The organism is Methylobacterium aquaticum, from assembly GCF_001043915.1.
Classification (GTDB): Bacteria; Pseudomonadota; Alphaproteobacteria; order Rhizobiales; family Beijerinckiaceae; genus Methylobacterium; species Methylobacterium aquaticum.
Genome location: NZ_LABX01000199.1, coordinates 1 through 11,304 on the forward strand (window position 1 = coordinate 1; position 11,304 = coordinate 11,304).

Below are 11,304 nucleotides of genomic sequence, written 5' to 3' on the forward strand. Positions count from 1 at the left end.
GGCCGTCGCCGGCCGGCCGATGGATGGCGCGCCCGCGGGGGTGATCGGCCGGCCGGCGACGGCCGGGAGCGGCGTGCCGCCCGCACCGGGCAGGGCCCGCGCCGGATCGGAGCGCGGCCCGGCCGGGGGTTGAAGCGGGATCTGCCCGGGCAGGCCCGGCCGCAGGGCGCTCGCGCCGGGCCGCATTCTGCCCGACGATCCAGGCGCGCGCGGAATCTGGCCCGGCGCAGCCGGCGGGTCTCGCCGCAACGCCGCCTTCTGGGCGATGGCGGGCGGCAGGGCGACCTGGGCCGCCGCGGCGCCGAGCGCCGCCCCGACGATCGCGCCGGCCACCGGCGCGAGGCGCGAGGCCCCCGGCTGTGGCGGCTCCACCGCCGGGGGCGCCACCATGGAGGCCGGCATGGGAACGAACGCCGGTACCGGCAGGACGTAGGGATCGGCCGGCGGCGGGGGTGGGGCGAGGTCCACCAGCACGGTCGGCCGGGGCGGCAGGAAGGCGACGGGCGGCGGCGGCAGGGCGTAGACCGGATCGTTGAGGACGAGCGCCGGCCGCTCGACATAGACCACCTCCTCGGGCGCTGGCGGCGGCACGTCGTAGGCGAGCACGCGGTAACCCGGCGGCGGCGCTACGGCGGCGGCGAGCGCCGAGAGGCGCCGGCGGGCGTCCCAGGCATGCGGCCCGCCGGGATAGCGGCCGAGATAGGACCAGTAGCCCTCCGGCGTGTCGGTGAGCGCGCTGCGGCGCCAGGTCAGGGCCTCGCGGCGGGCCGCGATGATCGCCCGCACCCGCCGGGCGAGCGGATCGCGCGGATAGGCGGCGACGAAGTCCTCGTAGCCCGCCAGGGTGTCGCGGCCGAGGCTGGCAGCGTAGGCGTCCCGCGCACCGATCTCGCCGAGCGGCGCCTGCGGCGGCGCGAAGCCGGCCAGGGCGGGCGCGCCGGCCCGCCGGTCCAGGAACACGAACGGCGCGTCGATGCGCGAGGCGCTCCACGGCACCTCGGCCCCGCGCGTCGCCTCCGCCACCCGCAGGCGCACCCGCTCGAACAGGGCGGCCGGCGCGAGCCCGCCCTCCCGGATCATCTCGACGAGGGCGAGGGCATAGGCGCCGTAAGGCCCGGACTCGGCCGGGCCGACGGTGCCGGGGGCGGCATTATAGGCGATCAGGCTGCCGGGCTCCGCCTCGACGAGAGGCAGGCCGCCGGCCAGAGGATCGCCCGTCAGCCGGAACGGTGCCGTCCGGCCGGCGTCCAGCACCACGAAGCGGGCCTTGAGCGGCAAGGCGGCGAGGCGCTTGACGTCATCCGAGATCCGCACGGCCCGGAGGGGCACGTCGGAGGCGGTCTCGATCCGTGCGTCGACCGGCGCGACATAGGTCTCGTTCTCGAATTGCAGGCCGTAGCCCGAGAGGTACAGGAACGCCACCGCGTCCGGTCCCGCCGCTGCGGCCTTGTCGGTGAAGTCCCGCAGGGTGCGCCGCAGCGTCTCCTCGTCGAGGTCGCGGGCGCCCTCCACGTCGAACCCCGCCGCCTGCAAGGTCTGGGCGACGAGGCCGGCATCGTTGGCGGCGGTCGGGAGGGGGCCGGCCGCATAGGCGCCGTTGCCGATCACCAGGGCGATCCGCCGCTCGGCCGCCGCCGCGGGAAGGGCGGAGGCGACGAGGGCCGCCAGGGCGAGCAGCAGGTGTCGGAGCGGCGGCATGGCGGTGCCCTCCCGGGTGACGAACGGGCGCGCGGGAGCCGCGCGCATCCCCTGGTTGTCCGTGCATCGCCGCCCTTCGAGGCGGCACGATGGCGGCCCCATCACGGGATGCCACGCTTGAACCGGCACTGAACGGTGCGGCATCAGGCTTGCTAAGCCGATTTCGCCGAAGTGGTCACCGGTTCGGCGGCAAAAATCTGCGGCGAAACAAGAGACTAAGCGGACGAAGCGTTGGCCTGCCAACGCAAGTCTGCTTAGGGCTTGCCGAGAGGGACGATGGGAATGCCGGACCGCCTGATCCATGCTGCCGCCAGCATCGCGCTCCTGCTCGCGATCGCGGGATTGTTCTCGACGAACCGCCGGGCGATCCGGCCGCGGGTGGTGCTGTCGGCGCTCGCCGTGCAGATCGGGATCGGCGCCCTGGTGCTGTTCTGGCCGGCCGGCCAGGCTGCGCTCGGTGCCGTGGCCGACGCGGTGCAGGCGGTCCTGTCCTATGGCGACAAGGGCGTGGCGTTCCTGTTCGGCGGCCTCGTCGAGCCGAAGATGTTCGAGTTGTTCGGCGGCGGCGGCTTCGTGCTGGCTTTGCGCGTATTGCCGCAGATCATCTACGTCTCGGCGCTGATCGCGGTGCTGTACCACTTCGGGGTGATGCAGGCGCTGGCCCGGGCGCTCGGCGCGGCGTTGCAGCGGGTGCTCGGCACCTCGCGGATCGAGACCTTCGCGGCGGTCATCACCATCTTCATCGGCCAGAGCGAGATCGCCGTGGCGCTGCGGCCGTTCCTGGCGCTCCTGACCGGTGCCGAATTGTTCGCCGTGATGACGAGCGGGGCGGCCTCGACCGCGGGCTCGATCCTCGCCGGCTATGCCGGGCTCGGCGTGCCGATGCCCTACCTGCTCGCCGCCTCGTTCATGGCGATCCCCGGCGGGCTCCTCTACGCCAAGATCCTGGTGCCCTCGACCGAGCCGAGCCGGGTCAAGACCATGCGGGTCACCTTCGGCGAGACCCGGGCCGTCAACGTGATCGAGGCCGCCGCCGACGGCACCCAGAAGGGCCTCGCCGTCGCGGTCGCGGTCGGCGCGATGCTGATCGCCTTCGTGGGGCTGATCGCCCTCGTCAACGGCGTCGTGGCCTATGCGGGCGGCCTCGTCGGCATGCCGGGCGCCTCGATCGAAGGGGCGCTGGGCTTCGTCCTGGCGCCGCTCGCCTGGCTCCTCGGCGTGCCGTGGGACCAGGCGACCCTGGTCGGCGGCGCCATCGGCCAGAAGCTCGCCTTCAACGAGTTCCTGGCCTATGCCAACCTCTCGCCGGTCCTGAAGAGCGGCGAACTCGGCCCGCGCAGCACCGCGATCCTGTGCTTTGCCCTGTGCGGCTTCGCCAACCTGTCGTCGATCGCGATCCAGCTCGCGAGCTTCGGCAGCCTGGTCCCCGAGCGGCGGGCCGAGGTCGCGTCCTACGGGTTGCGGGCGATCCTCGCCGGCACGCTCTCGAACCTGACCAGCGCCGCGATCGCCGGGGTGTTCATCGGGCCGTGAGGCTGCGGTACACCGCCGTCTCGAACTCCGAGAAATTCGCGATCGCGGCCGGATCGGCGAAGGGAAAGAGTTGCGTGCCCCAGAACCCGCCGATCCCGGCGGTCCGGTCGATCCAGAAATACAGGTTGGCGAGCCCGGCCCAGGCGAGCGACCCGGCCGAGCGTCCGGTCGGCGCCGGCTCGTCGTTGATCATGAAGCTCAAGGACCAGGATTTCGGCATCCCGGGGAAGAACTCGGCGTCGTGCGAGAGATGGCGCTTCACCCCCGGCAGGGCGCGGATCTTGAGCGTCGGCCCGAGGCCGTTCGTTGCCGCCATCGCGACGGTTTCCGGGCGCAGCACCGGCCCGTGCGGGCCGGCGCCGTCGGCGAGCCACATCCGGATGAAGCGCAGGTAGTCCTCGGCGGTCGAGTAGAGGCCGTGGCCGCCCATCTCGACCTCCGGCTCCTGCGGCAGCGTGAAGCCGGCGATCTCCGTCAGCGTGCCGTCCTCCGCGCGCTGGTGCATCCGGGCGAGGCGGGTGCGCTGGGCGTCGGTCAGCGTGAAGCCGGTCGAGTCCATGCCGAGCGGCGCGAAGATCCGCTCCCGCATCACCGCTCCGAGGCGCTGCCCCGCCACGGCCTCGACCACCAATCCGGCCCAGTCGATGTTGCTGCCATATTCCCACGAGTCACCGGGATCGAACAGCAGCGGGGTCATCAGCGAGGCGCGGGTGCCGCTCGTGACGGTCGGCTGCTTGCGCGCGCGCAGGAGCCGAGCATAGGATTCGTTGAAGATGTCGTAGCCGAAGCCGGCGGTGTGCAGCAGCAGCATCCGGGTCGTGACCGGGCGCGCCGGCGGCCGCAGGCGCGGCGTGTCGTCCTCGGCGAAGCCGTCGAGCACCTGGATCTCGGCGAGGGCCGGCACGTAGGCGGAGGCCGGGGCGTCGAGATCGAGCCGGCCGTCCTCGGCGAGCTGCAGGACGGCGGTGGCGGTGACCGCCTTGGTGGTGGAGAAGATCGCCATCACCGTGTCGGTGGTCATCGGTGCGCCCTCGCCCCGCAGCCCTGCGGCGCCGGCATAGAGCGTGCGCTCCCGGGTCGTCGCCATCGCGACCACGCCGGGAAGGGCCGGGGACCCGGCGGCCCCGCGGTGCAGGATCGCGTCGGCCGCGGCCTTCAGATCGTCGCCCGTGACATCGTCTCCGATGAGATCGTCGTCCATGGCGGTCCTCCCGGCGCGTGGCCGATTCCGTGTCGTTGCCCGGCAGACTACGCGGACTTGCGCCGGCGCGCCAACCGCGACGAGGCGCGGCCGGCGTCCTGACGGCGGGGAGGATGCTGGCCGTGGCGGGGGATGCCGCTTGGTTCGACGCGACCGCTTCCGGCCGCTCGACGCGCTCATCCCCCGTTCACGCCCTCACCCCATCGGCAACGGCGTCCGCGCGGCTTCCGCCACCGCCTCCTGGCGCCAAGTCGAGGGCTGGTCCGACGAGCCCGTGCCGAGCGCGCACTGCACCATCACGCTGTCGGCCCAGCGGCCGTAGCGGTAGGCCACGGCCGGCAGGTGGCCGACCTTGGTGAAGCCGCAGGACTCGTGCAGCCGCAGGGACGCCTCGTTCTCGGCGTCGATATAGCCGATCATCTGGCGGTAGCCCCCCGCCGCGCAGGCTTCGATCAGGGCCGGCAGCAGGCGCCGGCCGATGCCGGCGTTCAGATGACCGGCATGGACGTAGATCGAGTGCTTGAGCGTGTAGCGATAGGCCGGCCGCTTGCGGAACGGCACCGCGTAGGCGTAGCCCGCCACCATCCCGTCGCGCTCGGCCACGAGATGGGGCAGGCGCTTCGAGCGCATGTTCTTGCGCCGGCGCTTGAGGTCGTCCGGCAGCAGCCGGTCCTCCTCGAAGTCGCCGGTATCGCCGACGCCGTGGCGGATATGGTGCTCGTAGATCTCGATCATCGCCGGGACGTCGGCATCCGTCGACGGACGGATCACGATCCCGGGCTGCACGGCCACCGAGTCCATCAGCGCCCCTCCCGCAGCACGTAGGTGTAGAACCGGATGCGCCCATCCGGCTCGACCTGGCGGTAGACGCCCTGGATCTCGGCCTCGAAGCCCGGGAACAGGTTGGCGGCGGCCTCGAACATCTTGAAGTAGTCGAGCATGGGCTTGGCCCGCTCGTCGAGCCGCTCGCCCGGCAGCACCGTGCCGATGCCGGGCGGGTAGACCAGCATCAGAGTGGTGGCGACGCGCCCCTCGGCCTCGGCGATCGGCACGAAATCGACGTTGTTGCGCGTCAGCATCTGCGCGGCGGCCTTCGGCGGCATCACCATCTCGGGCAGATGCTCGGGCATGAACTGCTTGCGCTGGAGACCCGAGGTGCCGGCCTGCCGGTGGAAGGCGTGGTAATCGGCGCAGAGGTCGCGCAGGCGCACGCCACCATAGCGCTGCGGCCGGCGCCGGACGAATTCGGGCATCGCCTCCTCGAGCAGCACGTTGTCGTCGTGCAGGCGCTTGAAGGCGACGAGGCCGGAGATCAGCGTGCCGGCCTTCGAGGATTCGACGCCGGGCGTCAGCAGGAAGAGCAGCGAGTTGAGGTCGTTCTTCTCCGCGACGATGCGGTTCTCGCGCAGGTACTGGGCGACGATCGGGGCCGGCACGCCGTGCTCGGCGTAGGCGCCGGTCCGCCGGTCGAAGCCGGGGGTGAGCACCGTGAGCTTGTTCGGGTCGGTGATGGCGTAGCCCGGCGCCACATGGGTGAAGCCGTGCCAGCCGGCCCCGGGCTTCAGCTCCCAGTGCCGCGCGTCGGCGGCGAGCTCGTCGGTGGGCAGGCTCTCCCACGCGACCTCCGCGCCATCCGCGCCCGTCGCCAGGTCGGGCACGAAGGGATCGAAGAACCAGCGGCGCTTGGGATCGCGCTCGTTCTCCTCGAACTCCTTGCGGATCGCCCGCACCTTCTTGCGCCACTCGATGCCCAGCCGGATCGTGTCGTCCCACAGGATCATGCCGGAGCGCCCCTTCATCATCTGGGCGCCGACGTCGAGGGAGGCGAAGAGGGGATAGAACGGCGAGGTCGAGGCGTGGACGAGGAAGCTCTCGTTCAGCCGCCGGTGCTCGACCCGCCGGGTCTGGCCGCGGATATGGCCGTCCTTGGTGTGGATCTGCGACGCCTGGCTGAAGCTCGCGAGCTGCTTGTGGGTCGATTGGGTGGCGATGATGCCCGGCGAGGTCTCGTCGAGCCCGGTCAGCCCCATGGCGTAGCGGCCCTGGAACAGGGGATGGAACTTCATGAAGCCGGCCCAGGCTTCGTCGAACAGGATGTAGTCGCAGAGATGGCCGATCTTCGCGACGATCTCGCGGGCGTCGTAGATCGTGCCGTCATAGGTGCATTGCTCGATGACGGCGACGCGGAACGGCCGCTCCTTGCGCCACGCCTCCTTGTCCTTGACGAGGGGGTTGTTCCGGATCTTCTGGCGGATCTTGTCCTCGTCGAGCGCCTCGTGGAAGATCGGGCCGATCAGCCCGTAGGCGTTGCGGTCGGTTTCCAGAAAGATCGGGATGCCGCCGCCGAGGAACAAAGCGCCGTGATGCGCCGCCTTGTGGTTGTTGCGGTCGAACAGCACCAGGTCGTCCTCGGCGACGAGCGAGGACAGAACGATCTTGTTCGAGGCCGAGGTGCCGTTGAGGACGAAATAGGTCTTTTCGGCCCCGAAGATCTGGGCCGCCTCCTTCTGCGCCTTCAGCGCCGGGCCCTCGTGGGTCAGGAGGTCACCGAGGTCGAGGACCGAGTTGTCGAGGTCATCGCGAAAGATCGCCTCGCCGAGATGCTCGACGAAGATGCGGCCGATCGGCGAGCGATTGTAGAAGATGCCGCCATTGTGGCCCGGGCAGGTCCAGAGCTGGTTGCCCTTCTCGGCATAGTCGACGAGCGCACCGAAGAACGGGGTCTTCAGGGTCTCGGCGTATTGCGTCACCCGGCTGACGAGGCCGCGGGCGATGAACTCGGGAGTTTCTTCCGCAAGGAAGATGTAGCCGTCGATGAAGTCGAGCAGCTCGACCGGGATGTCCTCCAGGCGCTTGCGGCGGACCATGATGACGATCGGCATCTCGAGGCCGCGCTTGCGCATCATGTCGATGAGCGCCGCCGCCTTGCCGTCGAGGCCGCGCTTGCCCCAATCCACCACCAGGCAGCCCACCGCCGCGTCGGTCTGCACCGCGATCGCCGCGTCCTCGACCCGCCGCGCCCGCACCACCTCGAAGCCGCGCTCCTCGACCGCCGCGACGATCTGATTGACGCGCACGCCCTCCAGATCGTCCGGGTCGAAGGCCGGCGTGCACATCAGCACGGTGAAGCGGCGGTGGAAATCCATCGGGCGGGGCTCCTGTCCTCTGGGGAATGGCCTGCGTGTCGGCCGCTCTCGTGACGTTCCGATGACAATCGCGGACCGGCGGCGGTTTCAGCCGGTCCGCAGGAGGGACGCGAGGGCGGCGCTCAGGGCGGCGTAGCCGCGGGCATTGAGATGGAGCCGGTCGGCCTCCAGGCGAGTCGCCGGCTCGGGGTGAAGCGCCGCCTCGCCATCGAGGAGGGGCAGGGCCTCGTTTCCGGCCCACGCGCCGATGGCGGCGTTGAGGGCGAGCCGGTCGGCCTCGCACCGGCCGGGCGGGGGCGCGCGCCACGGCACCGTGGCGAGCACGATCACCGGCGGCGCCCAGGCGGTCCGCAGCAGCGCCACCAGGGCGGCGAGGCCCGCGACGATCGCCTCGGGGGCGTCGCCATCCGCGAAGCTGTTGGTGCCCACCATCACCACGGCGAGCCGTGGCCTGACGGCGATGGCGGCCATGGCGGCGAGGCGCCAGCGCGTGGTCTGCACCCGGTCTCCCGGCAGGCCGAGATTGCAGGCCGGCAGGCCGGTTGCGCGGCTCAGAGCCGGCTCGGGCCAGCCGGCGGCAAGCGAGTCGCCGAGGAGCACCGCCTCCGGCGCGGGACCGGAGGCGAGGCGGGCCATCAAGGCGCGGTGGCGGCGCAGGCCGGACGCCTTCGCGGGTGGGACAGGGGGACGGGCCGTGCTCACCCCATCGCCGGGACCACCCCCTCTTGCACAACCACGAGCGGCTCCTGTCTCGCCCACCGGGAGCGGTTCGTCAGAGCGGCGTCCACCGGACACGGCCAGACCGGTCGATCCGGGGCGCCGGCCTCGTCCACCCGCACCACCGACCGGATCGACAGGCCGGCGCAGGGGGGGCGGCCGAGTGAACACCCCGCAAGACCCGCGCGACGAGGATGCCGATCGGACTGGATTTGTTAGGATGTGGTCGATACCGTCACGGTGTCGGTCGGGCCTGCGCCCGATCAGGCGCGGGCGGGCCGGCGCAGGCGCCGCATCAGGGTCTCACTCATGTCCCAGGGGGTCGGTCCGAAGGCCGGCCGACGATCTGGCAAGATCGGCTCAGCGGAACCCGATGACCTTGCGATCGCGCTTGCGCTCGGCGGCGGGCTGGTAGGCGATGCGGCTGTGATGGGCGCAGTAGGGCAGGCCGGTGATGGCGCGGTCGCCGCAGAAGCGGAAATCGGGCGTCGACGGATCGCCCATCGGCCAGCGGCACATGAAGTCCCGCAGCTCCATGATGGTGACGCGGGCGCTCTCCGGCAGGGCGACCGTCGCGACGGGAGGCGTGGCCTGAACAACGGCGAGAGCCGGCGGCTCCGGGGCGATCACGGACGGGACCTCGACGACCGGAAGGAGGGTCTCGGCCTCGGTCCGGGGACGACGGCTTCCGGCCGGCGCGGTTCCATTGCCCTTCGCCACGCGCCCGGCCAGTCCGAGGCGGTGAACCTTGCCGATGACCGCGTTGCGGGAGACGCCTCCGATTTCGGCCGCGATCTGGCTGGCGCTGCGACCGTCGCTCCACAGCCGCTTGAGAAGCTCGACGCGTTCCTTCGTCCAGCTCGGACCCGCATCCGTCATCGCCGCCTCCACTCCCCCGACATCACCCATGGAATCGGCACGCAGCCGCGAGCGGTCGCCGTTCGACCGCGCGTTCAATTCGTTCGATCCTGCTGGTGATCGCCGCCCCGCCCCGAGCGCTGGCGACGGGGGGAACCTACAGGACGGCCTAACATCCGCGCAAGAGTCCGGCCCCCGCCGAGTTGGTTTTTCCCCGCGCCGGAACCGCCGTCCGGACTTGGCCGAACCGCTCCGCCGCTCCGCCGCCGGCCCCACGGGGTCGAAAAATAATACCTTTGTTTATCAATGACTTGCGCTGGTCGTGGCCGGACTTCGGTCGGCCCGTGTGCCCCACCTCCGCGGCGTGACACGCCGCTCCTGGACGCGATAACTCCAGGTTGTTGCGACTGTCTTGGACAAGCGTGGCCGTAGAGCCACGGCGTCGGCCGGCCGGGCGCGACCCGGCACGTTGCCGGGGGCCGGGGCGGGGCCTATCTTGAGACGACCATCAGGCCGACGCCAGCATCGACGGCCGCTCCGGGAGACTTCATGCGACCACTCCTCGCGTGCGTGCTGCTCACACTCTCCTCGCCTGCCCTGGCGGCGGAGACCGTGCACCTCGCGCCCCATCGTGCCGTCTACGACCTGTCGCTGTCCGGCAGCTCCGGCACCCGCGCGGTCGAGAGCGCCCGCGGCCGGATCGTGTTCGACTTCAGTGGCGATTCCTGCAAGGGCTTCGCCCTGCAATACCGGCAGGTGACGGTCCTGGAGAGTTCGGAGAGCGGCACCCGCACCTCCGATCTGCGCAACACCACCTTCGAGAGCGGGGACGGGCGCAGCTTCCGCTTCCGCACCCAGTCGGATCTCAACGGCAAGGCGTCGGCCCCGATCGACGGTCATGCCGAGCGCCGGGACAGGGGGCTCGACATCAGCCTCAAGCAGCCCAAGCGCGGCGAGATGGCGGTGCCGGGCGAGGTGCTGTTTCCGGCCGCCCACATGAGGCGGCTGATCGAGGCCGCCAAGGCCCGGCAATCCACCGTTGCCGTCAAGGTGTTCGACGGCTCGGACGACGGCCGCAAGGTCTACGACACCCTGGCGGTGATCGGCCCGCAGCGCCTCGCCGCGCCGTCTGGGCCCGGCGCGCCCGATGCGCCGAAGCCCGCCTCCGCCCCGGTCGAGGCCCCGCTGCGCGAGGGCGCGATGGCGGGGATGCCGCATTGGCCGGTGACGCTGAGCTACTTCTCGCCGGGGGAGGGGGAGCGGACCCCGGTCTACGTCCTCGCCTTCGATCTCTACGAGAACGGCGTCAGCGGGGCGCTGCGGCTCGATTACGGCGAGTTCTCGCTGAAGGGCGAGCTGTCGCGCATCGATCTGATGCCTGAGAGCAAGGACTGCCCCTAAGCACATTTCGCCGAAGTGGTCACCGGTTCGGCGATAAAAATCTCCGACACAACAAGACCCTAAGCGGGCGAAGCGTTGGCCTGCCAACGCAAGCCTGCTTAGGGCGCGGCCGTCAGCGCGGCTTGCGCTCCGGCGGAGCCTTGCCGGCCTGCTGGCCCGCATGCCCCGTGTCGGCCTCGTCCCGGCCTCTCGGCGCGAAGCCGAGCCCGCGCTGCACCGCCGCCGCGCCGAAGCGCTCGCGCAAGGCATCGATCGCGGCGGCCCGGCTCGCCTCGCGCACGGCCGAGACGTCGGCGAGATCGCCCCGATCGGCATGGGCGGCGGCGCAGAGATCGCCGGCTCCGATCCCGATCAGCCGGTAGGCGGTGCCGTCGCACGAGTCCCGCAGCAGCGCCTCGGCCGGGCGAAACAGCCGCTCGGCGACCTGCGTCGGGGCGAGCCCCGAGCGGGTGCGGGTGCGCAGGCGGAAATCCCGGTCCTTCAGCTTCAGGGTGACGCTGCCGGCGGCGAGGTCCGCCCGCTTCAGGCGCCGCGCCACCGTCTCGCACAGCCGCCACAGCACCGGGCGCAGGGCCTCGAAGGCGCGCAGGTCCTCCGCGAAGGTGGTCTCGCCGGAGATGCTCTTTGCCTCGCGCCGCGGCTGTACCGGGCGCGGGTCCTCGCCGCGGGCCAGCGCGAGCAGGCGGGTGGCGTCGCGTCCGAGCGCCGCATGCAGCCGCTCCGGCGCGACGCGGCCGATCTCGCCGATCC

Annotated in this window: 9 protein-coding genes; 2 read left to right on the top strand and 7 right to left on the bottom strand. The window is 71.6% G+C overall.

Features of this window, described 5'->3' with window-relative positions:
- The coding region (locus VP06_RS24000; protein ID WP_053082010.1) for a caspase family protein at positions 1 to 1,746 on the bottom strand (1,746 nt) is incomplete at its 3' end.
- A gap of 234 nt (positions 1,747 to 1,980) precedes the next feature.
- Between VP06_RS24000 and VP06_RS24005 the strand changes: the two genes are divergently transcribed.
- The gene (locus VP06_RS24005; protein WP_048466322.1) at positions 1,981 to 3,231 is read left to right on the top strand and encodes a NupC/NupG family nucleoside CNT transporter; all 1,251 of its coding nucleotides are present in this window, start codon (positions 1,981 to 1,983) and stop codon (positions 3,229 to 3,231) included.
- On the opposite strand, the gene acmB is transcribed toward VP06_RS24005, so the two are convergent.
- From acmB to VP06_RS24030, 5 genes are all read right to left on the bottom strand, one after another.
- Complete coding sequence (gene acmB / locus VP06_RS24010; RefSeq protein WP_053082011.1) at positions 3,218 to 4,432, bottom strand: methyl acetate hydrolase AcmB; 1,215 nt, start codon at positions 4,430 to 4,432, stop codon at positions 3,218 to 3,220. The genes VP06_RS24005 and acmB overlap by 14 nt on opposite strands.
- Before the next feature lie 195 nt (positions 4,433 to 4,627).
- Positions 4,628 to 5,233 carry a GNAT family N-acetyltransferase gene (locus tag VP06_RS24015; RefSeq protein ID WP_048466323.1) on the bottom strand — a complete coding sequence of 202 codons (606 nt, stop codon included), beginning with the start codon at positions 5,231 to 5,233 and terminating at the stop codon, positions 4,628 to 4,630.
- Entirely contained in the window at positions 5,233 to 7,578 is a 2,346-nt protein-coding gene (locus VP06_RS24020; RefSeq protein ID WP_048466324.1) for an Orn/Lys/Arg family decarboxylase, read from the bottom strand. Before VP06_RS24020 ends, VP06_RS24015 begins: the two co-directional genes overlap by 1 nt.
- Before the next feature lie 87 nt (positions 7,579 to 7,665).
- A complete protein-coding gene (locus VP06_RS24025; RefSeq protein WP_048466325.1) occupies positions 7,666 to 8,280 on the bottom strand; it encodes an SGNH/GDSL hydrolase family protein in 615 nt (204 codons plus the stop codon).
- A gap of 375 nt (positions 8,281 to 8,655) precedes the next feature.
- A complete protein-coding gene (locus tag VP06_RS24030; RefSeq protein ID WP_048466330.1) occupies positions 8,656 to 9,174 on the bottom strand; it encodes a GcrA family cell cycle regulator in 519 nt (172 codons plus the stop codon).
- A gap of 528 nt (positions 9,175 to 9,702) precedes the next feature.
- Between VP06_RS24030 and VP06_RS24035 the strand changes: the two genes are divergently transcribed.
- A complete protein-coding gene (locus VP06_RS24035; protein WP_048466326.1) occupies positions 9,703 to 10,554 on the top strand; it encodes a cell envelope integrity EipB family protein in 852 nt (283 codons plus the stop codon).
- 112 nt (positions 10,555 to 10,666) lie between these two features.
- Here the strand turns inward: VP06_RS24035 and VP06_RS24040 are convergent.
- Positions 10,667 to 11,304 (bottom strand): DinB/UmuC family translesion DNA polymerase (locus tag VP06_RS24040; protein ID WP_048466327.1); only part of this gene is annotated, 638 nt, incomplete at its 5' end.